This window comes from Desulfovibrio subterraneus (genome assembly GCF_013340285.1).
GTDB lineage: Bacteria > Desulfobacterota > Desulfovibrionia > Desulfovibrionales > Desulfovibrionaceae > Halodesulfovibrio > Halodesulfovibrio subterraneus.
Genome location: NZ_BLVO01000012.1, coordinates 586,901 through 603,760 on the forward strand (window position 1 = coordinate 586,901; position 16,860 = coordinate 603,760).

19 protein-coding genes are annotated in these 16,860 nt (G+C 58.3%); 4 read left to right on the forward strand and 15 right to left on the reverse strand.

The genetic code is table 11. The annotated features are described in order from the left end of the window. Positions 1-52: 52 nt before the first annotated feature. The 10 genes from HUV30_RS06560 to HUV30_RS06605 form a co-directional block, all read right to left on the reverse strand. Positions 53-946 (reverse strand): dienelactone hydrolase family protein, encoded by an 894-nt coding sequence (locus HUV30_RS06560; protein ID WP_174404604.1) that lies wholly within the window; start codon positions 944-946, stop codon positions 53-55. Beyond that, positions 946-1,734: an acyl-[acyl-carrier-protein] thioesterase gene (locus tag HUV30_RS06565; protein WP_174404605.1), complete on the reverse strand. Its 789-nt coding sequence runs from the start codon at positions 1,732-1,734 to the stop codon at positions 946-948. Before HUV30_RS06565 ends, HUV30_RS06560 begins: the two co-directional genes overlap by 1 nt. A 291-nt stretch (positions 1,735-2,025) precedes the next feature. Continuing rightward, positions 2,026-3,273 carry an ABC transporter permease gene (locus HUV30_RS06570; RefSeq protein WP_243452093.1) on the reverse strand — a complete coding sequence of 416 codons (1,248 nt, stop codon included), beginning with the start codon at positions 3,271-3,273 and terminating at the stop codon, positions 2,026-2,028. A 1-nt stretch (position 3,274) separates the two neighbouring features. Continuing rightward, positions 3,275-4,738, reverse strand: coding sequence for an ABC transporter permease (locus HUV30_RS06575; RefSeq protein ID WP_308481030.1), 1,464 nt, complete (start codon positions 4,736-4,738; stop codon positions 3,275-3,277). Between the two features lie 297 nt (positions 4,739-5,035). After that, positions 5,036-6,643 carry a sodium:solute symporter family protein gene (locus HUV30_RS06580; protein WP_174404606.1) on the reverse strand — a complete coding sequence of 536 codons (1,608 nt, stop codon included), beginning with the start codon at positions 6,641-6,643 and terminating at the stop codon, positions 5,036-5,038. 9 nt (positions 6,644-6,652) lie between these two features. After that, the gene (locus HUV30_RS06585; protein ID WP_174404607.1) at positions 6,653-6,850 is read right to left on the reverse strand and encodes a symporter small accessory protein; all 198 of its coding nucleotides are present in this window, start codon (positions 6,848-6,850) and stop codon (positions 6,653-6,655) included. Between the two features lie 639 nt (positions 6,851-7,489). Beyond that, positions 7,490-7,648 carry a hypothetical protein gene (locus HUV30_RS06590; protein WP_174404608.1) on the reverse strand — a complete coding sequence of 53 codons (159 nt, stop codon included), beginning with the start codon at positions 7,646-7,648 and terminating at the stop codon, positions 7,490-7,492. A 201-nt stretch (positions 7,649-7,849) separates the two neighbouring features. Beyond that, positions 7,850-8,545: an ABC transporter ATP-binding protein gene (locus HUV30_RS06595; protein ID WP_174404609.1), complete on the reverse strand. Its 696-nt coding sequence runs from the start codon at positions 8,543-8,545 to the stop codon at positions 7,850-7,852. Further along, positions 8,545-9,783: an efflux RND transporter periplasmic adaptor subunit gene (locus HUV30_RS06600; RefSeq protein WP_174404610.1), complete on the reverse strand. Its 1,239-nt coding sequence runs from the start codon at positions 9,781-9,783 to the stop codon at positions 8,545-8,547. The genes HUV30_RS06595 and HUV30_RS06600 overlap by 1 nt, the downstream gene beginning before the upstream one ends. Positions 9,784-9,980: 197 nt before the next feature. Continuing rightward, positions 9,981-10,880, reverse strand: coding sequence for a hypothetical protein (locus HUV30_RS06605; RefSeq protein ID WP_174404611.1), 900 nt, complete (start codon positions 10,878-10,880; stop codon positions 9,981-9,983). A gap of 266 nt (positions 10,881-11,146) precedes the next feature. On the opposite strand from HUV30_RS06605, the gene HUV30_RS06610 reads away from it, so the two are divergent. From HUV30_RS06610 to HUV30_RS06625, 4 genes are all read left to right on the forward strand, one after another. Then, positions 11,147-11,581 carry an Hsp20/alpha crystallin family protein gene (locus HUV30_RS06610; protein WP_174404612.1) on the forward strand — a complete coding sequence of 145 codons (435 nt, stop codon included), beginning with the start codon at positions 11,147-11,149 and terminating at the stop codon, positions 11,579-11,581. An 11-nt stretch (positions 11,582-11,592) separates the two neighbouring features. Further along, positions 11,593-11,955 carry an Hsp20/alpha crystallin family protein gene (locus HUV30_RS06615; RefSeq protein WP_174404613.1) on the forward strand — a complete coding sequence of 121 codons (363 nt, stop codon included), beginning with the start codon at positions 11,593-11,595 and terminating at the stop codon, positions 11,953-11,955. A 221-nt stretch (positions 11,956-12,176) separates the two neighbouring features. Next, the gene (locus tag HUV30_RS06620; protein ID WP_174404614.1) at positions 12,177-13,403 is read left to right on the forward strand and encodes a response regulator; all 1,227 of its coding nucleotides are present in this window, start codon (positions 12,177-12,179) and stop codon (positions 13,401-13,403) included. Between the two features lie 279 nt (positions 13,404-13,682). Continuing rightward, the gene (locus tag HUV30_RS06625) at positions 13,683-14,192 is read left to right on the forward strand and encodes a hypothetical protein (RefSeq protein ID WP_174404615.1); all 510 of its coding nucleotides are present in this window, start codon (positions 13,683-13,685) and stop codon (positions 14,190-14,192) included. A gap of 96 nt (positions 14,193-14,288) precedes the next feature. Here the strand turns inward: HUV30_RS06625 and HUV30_RS06630 are convergent, their stop codons facing one another. The 5 genes from HUV30_RS06630 to HUV30_RS06650 form a co-directional block, all read right to left on the reverse strand. After that, complete coding sequence (locus HUV30_RS06630) at positions 14,289-14,711, reverse strand: hypothetical protein (protein WP_174404616.1); 423 nt, start codon at positions 14,709-14,711, stop codon at positions 14,289-14,291. Next, positions 14,704-15,210, reverse strand: coding sequence for a D-Ala-D-Ala carboxypeptidase family metallohydrolase (locus HUV30_RS06635; protein ID WP_174404617.1), 507 nt, complete (start codon positions 15,208-15,210; stop codon positions 14,704-14,706). Before HUV30_RS06635 ends, HUV30_RS06630 begins: the two co-directional genes overlap by 8 nt. 10 nt (positions 15,211-15,220) lie before the next feature. Beyond that, on the reverse strand, positions 15,221-15,706 hold the full coding sequence (locus tag HUV30_RS06640) for a hypothetical protein (RefSeq protein WP_174404618.1): 486 nt from the start codon (positions 15,704-15,706) through the stop codon (positions 15,221-15,223). A 227-nt stretch (positions 15,707-15,933) separates the two neighbouring features. Beyond that, entirely contained in the window at positions 15,934-16,383 is a 450-nt protein-coding gene (locus tag HUV30_RS06645) for a hypothetical protein (protein WP_174404619.1), read from the reverse strand. Next, a complete protein-coding gene (locus HUV30_RS06650) occupies positions 16,374-16,682 on the reverse strand; it encodes a hypothetical protein (RefSeq protein WP_174404620.1) in 309 nt (102 codons plus the stop codon). Before HUV30_RS06650 ends, HUV30_RS06645 begins: the two co-directional genes overlap by 10 nt. Positions 16,683-16,860 lie beyond the last annotated feature (178 nt).

Here is a 16,860-nt window from a genome sequence, read left to right on the forward strand (position 1 = left end):
CGGAACTGTGGTTCGTGAATTGTTATAGCTGTCGGCACGCGGGCACGGTGTCCTATGCAGACGCGGATTCCTGTGTAGACACGGATTCCCGCGCGAACGCGGTTCCCTCTGCCGTGGCCAGAACCGTGTCAAAAAAGCCGAGTATGTCCTTCCATGCCCTGTGCGCAAGGCGAGGGCAATACCATGACTTGAGAGGCTCGTCGGGAATGAGCAGCTCATTGCAGAAGCCGTGTCCGGCGTCGCTGTATAGGATGATGCGGCAGTCCGTCTGCGCATCACGCATTTCCTGCGCGAAGGGGGCTACGTCTTCAAGCGGCACAATCCTGTCATGAGCGCCGTGCAGCACCAGCAGCGGACCGCAGGGAACGGCTTTTTCCTCAACGGGCGGCAGGGGATGCGTGGTGCTCAGATACCCGTATACGCTGCATGTGGCGTCCACCGGAGCGCCGGAGCGGGCCAGTTCCAGCACGGCACATCCGCCGAAGGAGAAGCCCAGACTGAAGACCGGCAGCCCCTGTGTTGCAGGATGGCTGCGCAGGGCATCGAACGAGGCGCGCAGCCTTCTGCGCATGCGTTCCCTGTCTCCACGGTAGATGCGGGAGACGCGGCTCCCTTCTTCGGGATTGGCGGGGCGCACACCGGCACCGTACATGTCGCAGGCAAGCACGACAAAGCCGAGGGCGGAAAGCCGCCTTGCATGCCTGTGCATGTATTCGCCCGGTCCCATGAATTCGTGCACCAACAGCACGGCGGCCCTGGGATGTGTGCCTGTGGGATGTGTGCCTGTGGGATGTGTGCCTGTGGGATGTGTGCCTGTGGGATGTGTGCCTGTGGGATGTGTGCCTGGGGCGGGCATGAACAGCGCACCTTCAAGTGATGTTTCGCCGTCCGCACAGAGAAAGGGTGTTCCGGCGTTCAGTGTGGGAGAGTCTGTCATCGCCGGCATCAGCGCGCTCCGGGAACAAAGGCGGCGTTGATGCCGCTCAGGTGCACTTCGGTCCTGTCACGCCACACAACGCGGGCGCGGCAGAGTTCGGTGCCGTCTTCCAGCGTCACCGAATGCAGGCTCTCACCTGCAGCCGGATCGGAGCAGGAGGAGGTGAGTCGTGTTCCTGCGCCGCATTCCGCACGGAAGGTAATGTCCACCAGCGAAGGTTCGTGCGTGGCAAGAAAATCGTCCGGCACAGCTTCCATCACCCAGTCGGAATAGCGGGCGTTGTTCACATGCCCGTTCATGTCCAGATCGGCCTTGCGGGTCAGCACGGGAGCTGTATGGGCTGCTTCGCGCAGCTTGGGCACGGCGCGGGTCGCAAAGGGCTGGCAGGCGGGTTGGTCCTTGGGATACTCCGCGCCCACAAAATCCGGAATGGGAGCAATCTTGCGGGTGGCCACATCCATTACCGCCCAGGCACTGGTGCCGCTGGCGAGCAGGTTGTCTGCCGTATCAAAAATTTCGTAACAGCGCATGGCCACGTTGCGGTCATGGGTGGAAGGCCATGTGCGCACGGTGATGGTTTCACCAGCCGCAGGGTAGCGGTCCACGGTGATGGAAAGGCGCGTAAGCACCCACGCCACGCCTTCCGCCCACAGGCGCTCACCGGGAAAACCCAGATCGCGCGCGTTGTTGGAGGCGGCTTCCTGAAAATAATCCGCAAAGGATGTGGGGGTGGCAACGCCGCTTATACCTACCTCGTAACAGCGGACGGGCAGGGTTTCCGAGCCATATACGGTCATTTCTGGTTCCTTTGAATCGAGTGTGGGGCTCCTGCGTGACCACTGACATCCGTCAGGCTTCAACAGATGCTGAGGGTCGCTGCCGACGTTACGGCCGAACGGTAAGGTCGGATATCAAAATCGGACGTCAAAATCGGACGTTATTGCCGCATACCTTATGATGCAATACCCCATGATTTTGGGCCGTAAGCGACATAAAATATCCGGCCTTGTCGAGCCGTAAGCGCCAGACTCAGCCGACAGACTCAGCCGACAGACTCAGCCGACGGACTCAGCTTACTCAGTCGTGTCTTACGAATCGTGGCTGCGCAGCACATCGAGCACCTCCACGCGGGAGGCCTTCCATGCCGGATAGGCTCCGGCGATCAGGCCGAACAGGATGGAGGCACCGCAGGAGAGCGCAATGAGCAGCGGGTCATACACATAGGGAAAATCGCCCACGCGGTAGACCACGGTTACGCAGAGCAGAGCACCGCATACACCAAGAATGCCTCCTGTACCAGACATGAGACCGGCCTCAAGCAGGAATTGCAGCACGATGGATTGCCGCCGTGCGCCCACGGCACGGCGTATGCCTATCTCCAGCCTGCGCGAGCGCACCAGCAGGATCATGATGGAAAGTATGCCCAGCGTGCCCACCATGAAGGATATGCCGGAACTCATCACGCCCAGCGTCCATACAAGATCAAGCGCCTGCGTCTGCAGGGTGGCCGTATCGCTGGCGGTGAGCACGGCAAAATCGTCATCTGCCGCATCGGTTATGTTGTGGCGATGCCGCAGCAGGGCGCTTGCCGCAGCTTTGGCCGCCTCGGTATCCGCGCCGTCGTGCAGGGTCATGTATACGCCGGAGATATAGTCCTGATTGGACATGCGGCGCATATAGGTGGTCACGGGTACAAAGACTTGTTCATCCTGATCGGTGCCGGAAAGGTCACTGCCTTTTTCTTCCATCACCCCCACAACTTCCATTCCTGCGCGGTAGAAGAATACGGTCGCGCCCAATGCCAGTTCCGGTTTGCCGAACAGTTTCTCGGCAATGGTTTTGCCCAGCACGCACACCTTGGCGCGGTCTTCCACGTCTTCATGCGTGATGAAACGGCCCATGGCCGGTTTCATGGCCCGCACCTCGGGGTACTCCGGCCCCGTGGCTACCAGTTGCGATGTGGTTGTGGTGCGCTGGTAGCGTACCGGCATGGTGGTTCTGATGAACGGCACGCCGGAGCGGACCTGCGGCACGCCGTAGACCAGAGCCCGAGCATCTTCAAGGGTGAACGAGGTGTTCTCGCTGCCGAAGCGGACCGAGCCCCCGCGAGAAAAGCGCACCTTGCCCGATATGGCCGCAAAAAGGTTGGGGCCGAGCTTGGCGGTTTCCTGCTCCGCCTTGGCCACCATGGCCTTGGAAACGTGCATCACGCCCGTGAGCGCCAGTGCGCCCAGAAACACACCGAGCATGGCAAGGGCGGTGCGCAGTTTGTGGGTGCCCAGAGCCTGCAACGCTATTTTCAGACCGCCGAACATGTGGGGAAAGGTAGTGTGCATGCTAGTCACCTCCCCGCAGGGCCTGAATGGGGTCCATGTCCGCTGCATGGCGCGCAGGGCGCAGGCCGAATATCAGCCCCACCGCCGTGGCCGATGCCAGCGCGTAGCTGAATATCTTCCACGACAGGTGTATCTCTATGAGCCCAAGGCGGGCCAGCATCTGGCCCATGGCAAGACCGATGAAAATGCCGACTACCGCGCCGATCACCGTCAGGGCCACGGCTTCAATGAGAAACTGGGTGATTATGGCGTTTCTGTCCGCTCCCAGAGCACGGCGCAGGCCGATTTCGCGCATGCGCTCGGACACGGAAAGATAGAACAGGTTCGCAAGCACGAACCCGCCCACCAGAATGGCGGCGGCTGCCGTAATGCCCAGAAAGATGGTCAGCCCGCCCTTGATCATGGAAAGGAACTTCTGCACCTCGACGGCGGAAAGGATGGTGAAGTCGTTGGGCTCGCCTTCGCGTATGCCGTGCAGGTGCCGCAGCAGGCTTTCCAGATTGATGACGTTGTCATCCATGCGCTCGGCATCAACGAACTTGATGCGCAGTGCGCGGAAATAGCGTCTCTCCACGCCGAAACGCTGCATCATGGTGGTCAGCGGAATGATGATGCGGTCATCCAGATTGCCGCCGCCACCCGCCAGACCGCGCGGTGTGAGCACGCCCGCCACGGTGAAGGGAATCTTGTTCAGGAAGAAGCTTTTCCCCACGGGGCTGGTATCGCCGAAAAGTTCTTTGGCAACGGAGTCTCCAAGCAGGCACACGCGGGCGCCCTGTTCCACGTCGGTGGCGGAAATGTCGCGTCCTTCCGCCAGCGGCCAGTTCCACGATTCGCCGTAATTGTCTGTTGCGCCGATGACGCTGCGCACCCCCCACTTGTTGTTGCCGTAGCTGGCACTGACATCATACTGGGCCTGCATGGGAACGACCAGATAGGTCCCCGGCAGCGACTGGCGGATGCGCTGGGCATCATTCCATGTGAGCGTGTAGGAACGCTGGCCCACGGCCCGGTTGGTGATGTCGGCTCCGAGAATGAGCAGGGCGTCCGGTCCGAAGTTGTCCGTAATCTCATCGGCTCTGCGGTTGGCACCGTCGTGCGCGGCGATGATGACCGTGAGCGAGGCTATGCCCAGCGCAATGGCGGCTATGACAAAGGCCGAACGCAGCTTGTAGGCCCAGAGCACGGTCAGGGCCATGGAGCGTATGCGCCAGAAAAGGCGCAGGCGGTGGGCAAGGCTGCCATGGCTGCCAATGTTGCGGCCGTGGTTGCCAGCATAAGGGCCTGCCTGCTGGACAGACTGATTGTCCGGCTGCTTGGCAGTACCACTGCGCTGGTCGGTTGGAGACGAGGGGGCCGTATCGAGAGGAGCTTTCATGTGGGCGGCGTGGTGAAAGGTTGTCGGAATGTGGTGCGTATATGGTACCCATCTGCGGAGGAACCGCAAGCGGAATCGTCGCTTCACTCCACCTCCTTTTTGTCCCGTGAACCTTCAGATAGTCCGCTGCTTTCGACCAAGCATGGGGATATGAAAAAGGGCGTCTTACTGCGCCCTTCAGTTTCATGACAACGCCTCCGTTATTAGCAAAACCCCATTCCCGTTAAGCCGGGGCTGCAAGTAACAAACGATATTTCATCGCTTACATCGGGTGCAGGGGGATAATCCCCCTGCCCGTCGGAGACGAAAACAATTCAAACTGGCTTAACCATCATAAAAAAGGGCGCATTACTGCGCCCTTTTGTTGTTTCTTGTCAGTGCTGATCAGCAGTTCTGCCAGCAGGCTTCCACATGCTCGTCGGCAAGGCTGGTGGAGAAGGCGCTTACGCCCCATGCCAGCAGGAAGGAGAGGGGCAGGGCCACCACGTTGGGGTCCACCCACTGCAGCAGGAATATCCAGCTGCCCTTGGCGGCGTCTGCGACCAGCGTGGTCTTGCCGAACAGAAGCTGGCACAGCCCGATGGAGGCGGCTTCCTTTTCGTGGATGAAAAGCAGCCAGAGCATGGAAGCGATGAACCCGCCGATGATGGAGAACTTGGCACCGGCCTTGGTCATTCCCTTCCAGTACAGGCCGAGCAGGTAGGCAGGCAGGAAGGCTGCACCGCACAGTCCGAAGAAGAAGGCGGTGGCGCGGGCAATGACGGATTCCGGCAGCACCCATGCCCATACGAGGGAGGCGAGAATGGTGATGACCACGCCCATCTGGTTCACGGCCATGGAGTTGCCTGCAGCGCGAACACGGGTGCGCATGGCGCGGGCGTATATGTCGTGGCCGAGCGAGGTGCCGCCCACATGGAACTGGCTGGAAAGGGTGGACATGGCCGCCGCGAACATGGCCAGCAGGAAGATGGCGGAGAACCACGGGGGCATCATGGTTTCGATGAAGGTGGGAATGATCTTGTCTATGTTGCCACCGGCCATGGCTATGCTGATCTTGCCGAATTCCTTGAAGAACACGGCATTGGAGAGCGCGCCCACAATGAAGGCCACGCCGGTCATGAGCAGGATGAATATGCCGCCGTAGAGCACCGCGCGGTTGAGTTCGCGGTCGCCGGGTACGGTCATGTAGCGCACGGCAAGCTGGGGCTGGGCAAGCACGCCGATGCCTACGCCGTAAACAATGGTGGTGTAGATGGTCAGCCACAGCGGTGAGAAGGGAACTGATCCCTGTGTCCAGCCGAGCATGCCGCCTTTCTGCAGTTTTTCCGGCATGAGCTGGGCCATGTCGGTCAGGGCCTGATGCGCCTCGGTCACGCCGCCGAGCATGGAATAGGTGTAGCAGATCAGTATGAGCATCATGACGGCCATGATGCTGCCCTGAAAGGCATCCGTATACATCACGGCTTTCATGCCGCCGGTGATGACGTACAGGGCGATGATGGCTGTCACACCCAGCAGCACCCACGTGTAGGGCAGACCGAGCGACACTTCCACCATGCGGCATATGCCGATGAGCACGGCCGCCGCGTAGACGGGAATGAACATGAAGATCACACCGCCGGAAAAGCCCTGAATGAATCTGGACTGGTAGCGCTTGCCCAGCAGCTCGGGGAATGTGTGGCAGTTCAGGGCTAGCCCCATGCGTCGGGTGCGTTTGCCGAAAAAGATCATGGCAATGAAGATGCCGAACGAGAGGTTGAATACCGTGAGCCACAGCAGCGGAAAGCCGAACAGACCTGCCGCGCCGCCAAAGCCGATGATGGCCGAGGTGGAAATGAAGGTGGCCCCGTATGACATGGCCATGACAAAGGGATTGACCCTGCGTCCGGCCAGCATGTAGTCGCTGGCGCCCTTGGTTTCCTTCCAGCCCTTGTAACCGAGGTAGAACACTATGGCGAAGTAAGCCAACGTGGTGAGCAGTTTAATGGCCATGTATTCTCCCTACCTTTTGCCGCAGTCGCCGCTGTAGTCGTCCCCGCAATCGTCTGACACGGAGTCAGGCAGCAGGTCGTCTATGGAAACGGTGTCCGGAGTGCCGTTGTTGTTCCAGTTGATGTAGCCGTAGGCCACGCATCCTATTGCCGAAAGAATGCACAGCCAGAAGGCCAGTGCCGCTTCCCAACTGCCGAGTCCGAGCATGTTTCCTCCTCATGTTGCAGGCCCGAAAAAACAAGAAGGGCCGCAGGTTTTGCCTGCGGCCCTTCTGGGTGTTCGTGTAGCTAGTTTTTAGCAGCGCCGTTTGGCGCACACCCGGGTACCGCAGGCCAGCGTGCTGCTAAAAAAGTAAAAGCCAAAAAAGGATAGCGCGAAAGCGCGTGCGGTATAGGTGTTCATGGGGTGCGTATATCCTGTGTTTTTCATATTTGTCAAGTTCGACATGGAAGAAAGAAGCGCAGTGTTTGAAATTATAATGGTGCAGCTCTTTCAAACGGGTGCTGTGCTGATGTCGGAGACAGAAAAAGGAAAAGGCCGGAGTATTCCGGCCTTCCGTTTCGGATGTCCTTCCCGCGAGCAGGTGTCGCCCCCCTGAGTGCGGCACTGTCGCGTGTGGGAAAGTGCGATCAGGCGCTTCGGGATCACCCTTAACTATCGTAGGGGCCAACCATGCACCAGTGCGTGAGGCAGGTTTGCCGCCTTTCTGCGCATGGTCTCGCCGCCCTTCAGGTCACTTCAAGTCACTTCTGACGACCAGTGCCGACGGCCACTTCAGATGATCCTTCAGCCAGCCGGTTCAGGCCTCAGCCCGCGTTCGGGCTGGTTCCGTCTGAAGGGGGTGCGTTATTCGAACAGCTTCTTGGCCTGTTCCTTGGCGCTGTCCACCGCCTCATCTATCTTCTTGCCTGCCTTTTCGGCGGGGCCTTCTTCCTTGCAGCCCGCGAGGGGCAGAGCAAAGGAGAGCAACAGCATGGATACGAGCAGAATTCTGGCAAAACTCATTCGTCTTCTCCGTCAATTCACAGTATATCCGGCCGTTTTATCCGTTGCCGGATAAAGAACGCCGGAGGTTGATAACAGGAGCCGGCCTGATTGCAGGATGCTCCTTGCCAATACCATATACGTTCCCGTGGCTGCACAGGTCACACGGATTCGCAAAAAAACTGAAATAGGGCGTGCTGGTCCCCTATGCGGGGCCGCCGGTCACAGGGCTGTGTCGTCAACAACATGACCGTCGGCAAACTCGATGCGCCTTGCTGCTCTTGCTGCGGTTTGCGGATCGTGGGTGACAATCACCACCGTCTTGCCTGCTGCATTGATAGAGGCAAACAGGTCCAGAATATCCTTGCCGGTTGTGGTGTCCAGCTGACCGGTGGGTTCGTCTGCCAGAAGCAGCGGCGGGTCGTTGAGCAGAGCCCGTGCAAGGGCAACGCGCTGTTGCTGGCCGCCGGAAAGGCTGGATGGCTTGAAGTGCATGCGGTCAGAGAGTCCCACCCGCTCCAGCAGAGATTCAGCCCGTTCGCGCAGCGCCTTGCTCCCCGTGTCACCATAGAGCCCGGGCAGCATTACGTTATCCAGCGCAGTGGCATAGGGGATGAGGTAGAAACTTTGGAACACCATGCCCACAAGGGTGTTGCGGGCGGCGCTGCGGGTGTCGTCGTCCATGCCTGCCGTATCCGTGCCGTCAAGATAGTAATGGCCGGCGCTCGGCGAATCAAGCAGTGCCAGAAGGTGCAGCAGCGTGGATTTGCCGGAACCGGAAGCGCCCTGAATGGCCACCATCTCACCATGCCCGATGCGCATATCAAGCGGTTTCACGGCCTCCACAATCAGGTCTCCCTGACGAAAGGTGCGGGTCAGCGCTTCGGTCCGCACCACATATGGCGATTCGGTTCCCATTACGGCTTCTTCTTTTTGGCGGCTGCGGTGGGCAGTATGATTTTTACGGCCACTTCATCCCCCTGCGAAAGGCCCTCAAGCACTTCGCTTGCCGTCTGTCCCTGCAGGCCGAGCTTGGGCCGGGTGCGCCGCACACTGCCGTCGGCCTCCTTCACAAAGACAAACTGCTCGCCGTCCACCCATTTGAGGGCGTCGTTGGGCAAAACCAGCACATCGGGCTTTTCTTGAACCACCACGGTACACTGTGTTGTCATCTCCGGTCGCAGCTGCGAAGCCGTTTCCGGCGCAAGACGGACAAGGGCCTGATAGTAGACGATGTTGTCGCGGATTTCCGGCTCCGGATAGATCTGGTTCACCGTACCCGTGAACACATGGTCGGGGTAGGCGTCCACACGAAACTCCACGGGCATGCCGGAACGTATGCGGCCCACGTCGGTTTCATCCACGTATATCCACATTTCAAGGCGGGTGGGATCAAGAATGGTTATGAGGTTGGCCACTTCAAAACCGGCAACCACCGTCTCGCCGGTCTGGGCGGCAACCTGACTCACCACGCCGTCTATGGGCGCATAAATGGTGGTATAGGTAATGCGCACCTGAACGGATTCCAGAGTGGCCTGTGCTGCTGCAACCGCTTCGCGGGCCTTTTTGGCTTCCAGCCGGTATTCGGTTTCCAGCCGCTTGAGCGTTGCGGCTCTGGCTTTTTGCGTGTTCTGCGAAACGGTGTGCTTCTGGCGGGCATCATCAAGGCTGTCCTGAGAATCCAGCTTCTGCTCCACCAGCGCTTTCTTGCGTTTCAGGCTGAGTTGCAGATATTCGCCCTCGGCCTGCGAAGCCTTGAGCTGTGCTCGTGCCTCGTTGATTTGCAGGGGATAGACCGTTTCCACGCGTGTCTGCTCAGCCTCGGCTTTGCGCAGCGTGGCTTCGGCCTCGGCAAGGCTGGCCTGCTGTTCGCGGTCGTCAATTTCCGCGATCAGGTCCCCCTTTTTCACGGTATCTCCCACGCGGACATACATCTTCTTTATCAGGCCGGTGGCGCGGCTGCCTGTTTTCACTATGGCGCCCACCTCGGGCTTGATAATGCCTGTTGCCTCCAGCGTGGCCCGCACGGTGCCTTTTTCAAGTAGTGCCGTTTTCAGCACTTTCGTTTCCTGCGCGGTTCTGCCGGACTGCCAGTACCATGCACCCGCGCCGAGAGCGAGAAGGATGAGAATGAGTATGATAAGTCGGTTCCGCATGCGTTACCCATGTTTGGTCAGAATTGGTGCGCATGCTGCCTGACGCGTATCCCCATGGCGGCGCACGTGACGCATACTATAATACACGATGCTGGTAAGGCCACCCCTCAAATGCATAATGATTCCTGATTTGCAAAAAGAGGGCGGAGCGCCTGTGCGCCCCGCCCCCTGCATAGCGAATCTGGCTGGTGTCAGCGCTATATGTCCACCACTTCGCATTCCATGCACTTCTCGCCATCCACGAAGCGGATGCCGAAGTTGGCCCAGAAGGCTTCCATAAGGTCAATGCCGTCGGAAAGGTCCACGGCGTCTTCCTGATACTTGTAGCGGAAATATTCGAGAAAGGCGCGGGTGTTGTTGTTCAGCATGGGCGCTTCCGCGATGAGTGATTCCTTTTCCCGCAGGTTTTCATAATGGTCCATGGTCGCATAGGCGAATATGATGGAGTAGGAAAGCTGGGCTATCTTGCCGCGCACGGCACCCAGAAAGTCGTTGATGATCTGGTTCTCACGGTATTCCATGATCTGGAAACGGAACCAGTCGTAATATTCCGCCTTGTTGCGGATAATGGCAAGGCTGCCCAGCAGCGAGCGTTCAAGATCCTGTTTTGCAAGCTCGGAAAGCTCTTCTTTCAGCACCTCGCGCAGCACGGCATCGCGGAATTCAAAGGATTTGCGGGCGGCGCTGTACTGGTCATACAGCTGGTACAGGTTCATGAAATAGTTGGCATATCTGTCCAGCTTGTGGCGGGTGAGCACAGGGAAATGGCCCTTGTTCACCAGCAGCGAGAACTCGTGCCAGTAAATGGCAAAGCGGATGTGGTTGTCGTAGGCGGCAGAGTAGATGTTCGGGTGAAAGAGCAGCACATGGCCCTGCGGCGTGAAAATGGCCTTGGATACCGGCTCCATGCCGGGAACGGACTTGTAGGTGCCGGCTTTCTGCAGTTCTGTGACTTTGGCATCGAAATCTTTGGGAACAATGATCTCCCGAATGCGGAACGCCATGGTGTAATGCTTGGAAGCTTCACCCAGCATTCCGAGTTCATTGATGATTTCCTGCTGCTGTTCTCTGGTGCCGATTTCTACGGTGATTTGCATGGAGTCTCCCTTTCACGAAAATTCGCGGGCAACCGCCCCGCGCGTTTTGGGTATACCGTCATGCCTTCGCCCGCAAGCAGAAAAGGGGAAAAGGGCTCCCATCCGGCCGCTGCCGTCAAAGTCTCGATGTATGCTGTGTAAAAGTTTTCCACATGGTAATGATGTGTAATTAAGTGTCAAAGTGGTATTGACAGCCTTTGCATGTGCATTACTTCAAGAGCGAAATAACACGAAGAGTCCATTCCGGACTCAAAGGAGGTGCCCATATGGTTATCGATTTCAGTTCCCTGTATGACTTCCCCAAAGAGGTGGAGCGCTTCTTTGACGATGTGGCCCGCTTCCGCAGGGGTGGCATGGGCGGGGTCGGATTCCCGCTTCTCAATATCGCCGAGGACGAAGGTAATTATTATGTGGAAATCAGCGTCCCCGGTGTGGACCCGAAGGAAGTGGAGCTGACCCTCACTGAGAAGAGCCTGATCATCAAGGGTGAGCGCAAAGCCGGTGAAGGTCGTTTCCTGCGGCAGGAACGTCCCGCAGGTACCTTCCAGCGGGTGCTCTCGCTCAATGTTCCCGTCGAGCGTGACAAGGTCATCGCCTCGGGTGCAGATGGCATTCTGAGAGTTGCACTTCCCAAGGCAGAAAGTGTGAAACCCCGCAAGATATCCATAACCGCCGCTGACAACAGGGCGATTGAAGTCTAAGGAGGCCGGACATGAAGAATGAAGTAGCAAAGACCGAAACGGCGCTGCGGCGTATTGTTCCCGCCTCCGATATTGTGGAACGGGAAGAAGGATTCCATGTGATACTGGATATCCCCGGTGTGACGCGCGAGGCTCTTTCCATCGAGATTGAGGAAAACGAACTTACTGTGACCGGCAGGGCTGAGCGGCAGGCAGATTCCGCTCTGCGACGCATCCATACGGAATTCGGCCCTGTGGAGTTTGCCCGCACCTTCACCCTTACCGACATGGTGGACAGGGACAAGGTGACTGCCTCGCTCGCCAACGGTGTGCTGGAACTCTATCTGCCCCGCGCAGAGGCTGCAAAGCCCCGCAGGATAGAGGTCAACGCCTAGAGGCTAGAGAAATCATTCTTTCCGTCTTGGTACAAAATGAATAAACGTCCGGCTTTTGCCGGACGTTTTTTTTAAAATCATTTTGAAAAGAAACCTGACAGGTATATTGAATAGACAGGTGGGCAGTCTTTACAGCTTATTTTATGTAAGGCTGCGGGGGATGGGAGACATGTACCGCAAAGGGGGCCAAAAAATGAGGCATCCCCGGGAGAAGGAACGAGATGAAGCTGCGAGTGCTGTTTGTTGATGATGAGCCTAACGTGCTGAATGGTTTGCGTCTTGTACTGCGAAGCCTGCGCGACAAGTGGCATATGGCCTTTGCCACAAGTGCCGTGGAAGCATTGGAGATTCTGGATCGCGAAACCTTTGACGTGATCATTTCCGATATGCGCATGCCCGGTATGGACGGCGGCGACCTGCTGGCCGAGGTGCAGAAAAGGCATCCGCACATGCTGCGTATCATCCTGTCCGGCTATTCCGATCAGGTCATGATAATGAAGACGGTTAAACCCGCACACCAGTTCCTTTCCAAGCCGTGCAATCACATTGAACTGCAGGAAGTGGTAGAGCGCTCCATGCAGCTCAGGGGAGTGCTGGGCAACGAGCATGTGCGTTCCATCCTGTCGGATGTGGAGGCACTGCCGTCGCTGCCGGAAGCCTATCAGGCACTGGAGACCGAGCTGGGCAGGGAGAATCCTTCGCTGGAATACATCGGCGATATCATTGAGCAGGATCTGGGGCTCACCGCTTCACTGCTCAAGCTGGTAAACTCTTCATTCTTCGGCTTGCGCCGTCATGTCTCCAGTCCGCATCAGGCCGTGGTTCTTCTGGGTACGGAAACCGTCAAGAGCCTTATGCTGATCATTGAGCTGGTAAAACGTTTTCATGTGAAGGAATCGCTGCATGTAGATGCCACTCTGCTCTGGGAGCACAGCACCTTCACCGGGCATCTGGCCCGATGCATAGCGGCCAAGTGCCAGAAATCAAAAGATGTTGTGGATAACGCTTTTATTGCCGGTTTGCTGCACGATGTGGGCAAACTGGTGCTGCTTACCCGTTTTGAAGATGAATATATGCAGGTGCTGGACCTGGTACGCAATACCGACATGTATATTCTGCATGCCGAGCAGCAGGTTTTTGGAACCACCCATGCGGAAATGGGGGCGTATCTACTTGCACTGTGGGGGCTGCCTGCTCCGGTGGTGGAGGCTGTGCTTCTGCACGATGCTCCCGGCATTCCCGCAGAATCGGGTTTTACGGCTCTTGCCGCAGTGCATGTGGCAAATGTGCTCGACCGGCAGATGCGCATCGTGCACGAAGGGTACAAGGTGCCGCAGTTTGACATGGACTATCTCAAAGCCGCAGGCCTGGATCAGAGAATTGCGGAACTGAGCGAACTGTGCCGCGAAATGATCGAATCTGACGACGGCAAAACCTGCATTTCATGATGGAGGAAAGGTAGTCGAGGCTTTTAGGGGTGTCCTTTTCTCTGTTTATTCCTTCAGGCGCTCTTGCTAACCCGCTCAGCTTGTTGCTGTAATTGCCATCTTCTATACGGGCGGAACGCGGCCCGCAGAGGAAAAGCACCTTCTTTCGGGGTTGCCATGCCTGAGGCAAATCTGTATTGTCCCCCCCTTCGCGTAACAGACATCAGCCGCAGGTTCGGCCTGTGGTTTTTTTTTTCCCGTTGGTAAAATTTTGCATCACAGCCAAAGAGATCGAGAGTTATGATAACGAAAGAACTGTCTGCTGGCGGCCGCATAGAAACAACTTGCTCCCGCTGTAACGATATCACCGGTCACGTCATTGTGGCCATGGTGGGAGACGTCATCGTCAAGGTTGAATGTCAGGCTTGCGGCAGTGTCCATAAGTACAGAGAGATTCGTAAACCCAAGCTGAAGTCCGAGACCTCCGGTGTGCGCAGGGTCCGCCACGGCGAATCCAGGGAACAGGCGGTGTCACAGGCGCGTTCCGAGGCTGCCAAGAAGGCCGCCCAGACCCGCGCCAACCAGCGCGCCCAGCAGGAAGCGGAAGCCGTGATGATTGCATGGAAGTCGGTCATCGTTTCCAAGGGCACCAACGATGCCCGCCCCTACACCATGCGCGAAAGCTACGCTGCCGGAGATATTGTGGATCACCCCACCTTCGGCATGGGCGAAGTGCAGAGTGTAACCCGCCCCGATAAGATGGAAGTGCTTTTCAAGGAAGGCGTGAAGGTGCTGCGCTGCACTCTGTAGCGTCACCTGTCGCGTTTTTCTGCCGGGCCGGAAAACGGCCGGAAGACAAGGCAGAGATAAGGGCAGCGGAGTTCCGCTGCCCTTTTTTATTGGTACCTACTGCCACTGAACCCGTTCGGCTTCGTAACGCGGGGTGTTTCTTCCTGCGTTGCTGACAATTCTCCGCTCATCGCGGCTGCCGGGGAATGGCGGCCTGAACCATGCCAGCAGACTTTCGGCGGATGCCCGGTAAATGCCGTCCGAGCATCTGCGGGCGGGAAAGGCTTCTTCCCGTATCCAGCGTTTTATGGTCTGGGGGCCGGCACCCACGGCCTTGCCTATGGCCTGCAGTCCCACGAATACCGGCACGGCACGGTGTACGGGCATGCCCGGTTGCAGTCTTGCCATGTCGTCGTTCCAGCGGTCGGGTTCCCGCATGGCGGTCCATTCGCCGTTGCCGTGACGGCAGTCTTCGCCCGACACGGGCCGTAAGCACGGGGTTGCTGTGCAGGCAGGTGGCTGCGGCATTTCCCTAGGCATGGGCTGCACCTCCCGATATTGCCCCGGCGGTTGATCGGGCGATCGGCTTGGCTTTGCCGGAAGGCCCGCCGACAACAAGCACTCCCATGCCTTCACGATCATGATTGCCGGTGTCGAAATGAAACCAGCTCATGCCGTCAAATGCCTCGATGCGGCGTATGGCGGCAAAGCACGGTGCCTCAGGCTCTCTTTCCATATCCTGCCGTACTTCTTCTGCGGTTATGCGGGTGAACTTGCAGTCAAAGGCTCTTCCCAGTTTATGTTGCGACAGGGCTGCCCCCTCGGGGCAGTCCCATGCCCGCCAGCCGGAGTTCTTGAACTGTCCGCCCGCATGCCAGTTGTTCACGACTATGGGGCCGTAGCGGTGGCGCAGGGCATCCAGTGTGCGCAGGGCTTCCATATCAAAGAGCATGAACAGCTTGTGCGGGGCGTGCCGCCACCGGGCATGCATGTCCGGCGGTACAAGTTCCTCTATGCGGAAGTGGATAGGGGTATACATGGCATGCCTCCTAGTTGGTCCGCAGGCTGTGCACGGCAGAAAGATACACAGGGTAGCGGAATCCCCTGCTTGCCGGAGGAACTCCGTGCTGTACCGGAAAGGGCACCGCAACCTCCTCTGTAACAATCTGCAGATATTCCGTTTCAAGAGCTGTGAGACAAACCCCTGATTCCGTGGTGCCGAGCGGCACCAGGCGGGCTTCTGCCAGCACTGCGTTTCCGGCGGCAAGATGCCCCGCACACCAGCGGGCAGCCTCTCCGCGCACCAGCAGAGGAACCGCCTGGCGCTGGTCAGGGCGTCGGACAGTTCCGCCGCACGGGGCGGTGCAGCCGGTGGGCATGTCGTCTGCGGCATGCTCATGGACGTGCAGCATGACAATGGCAAATTCGCCTTGCGAATCGTGGTGCATGTGCGGTGTATCAAGTACCTTGCCCATGAAGGTAGCCCGGCTGGTGTATGGGCCCCCCTGTTGCAGCCTTGTCGCGATCGTGGCCATTTCCTTCTCCCTTTGCCGGACTGGCTCTGGCCTGTCCGGCTTTTGCAGCGTTCTTAGGTCTGCCGCGCCATTGCGGGCGCGGTGGCTTCCTCGGTCGTGGTAAAAGGCGTGCCGCCAACTGCAGCGTGGCGGACGCCTTATGTTCATGTTGTCCGGTTTCCGGCCTGCCCAGTCGGTTTCCGGAGCCTGTTGTCATATTGTGAGGGAAAGAGTTCCCGCAGGGGGCATCAGAAGCCGAGGCCGGTATCCGGCGTCCGGTACAGATCTCTGCCGTAACGGTCCGGCGGAATGGCGCCGCTTGCCCACGGATCTTCAAACAGCCCGAACGAAGGGCCCCCGCCTGTCCGGGCTGCCTTGCGGCACCGCGTTGAGCAGTAGTGATCCGTCACCGACGCGGGGATGAATGCGGTGCCGCACTGCTTGCAGGTTCGCTGATCCGTCTGCTTCTGGAACTGGGCTGCGTGCAGGGCGGCGGCAGAGCATGTGCGGCTGCAGAATTTCTGGTTGTTCCGTCTGGGAATCATGAGCTGCTGGCACCATGCGCACGGAACCGGACTGGCAGCTCTTCTGGAAGCCGAAGAACAGGCTCTGGAACAATACTTGGCCTTTCCCATGGCGATGCGGCCGGGTTTTGCGTGAAATTCCTTGCCGCAGGTCCGGCACACGACTACTGGCATGATGTTCCTCCCTCGAAATAACGGTTGCAGCGCTGCATGGCCTGCGAAAGCGCGGCATTGCTACGCGTGGTGGGGATCAGTTCATGGTCGAAAAGGGCATAATACAGATGCAGCAGGCGCTGGTGTTCGCCCGATTCTATCTGCACCATCGGTTCATAGCCCCCTCGTGTGGTCCGCGGACGTATGCAGGCTGCACAGGTCTGCATGCCTTCCCGCATCATGTGCCACGGCCGTGTGAAGGTGCGTCCGCAGACGCAGCAGGCGATGTGGTCGTGCTCCGGCATGTGAAGTGGATGCATGAGTGCCTCGCTGTTGGTGTGGTATGTTCGTGTCATATATACTTGTGCACATTTTGTGCGATAAGTAACGTTTTGCCTGTATTCTTTGCACATATATTTCATCATTCGCACAGAAACGTCAAGGTGTCGTGCGATAATGTTCAAAATAGCTATTTACTTCCTCTCGTAATGCGCTATG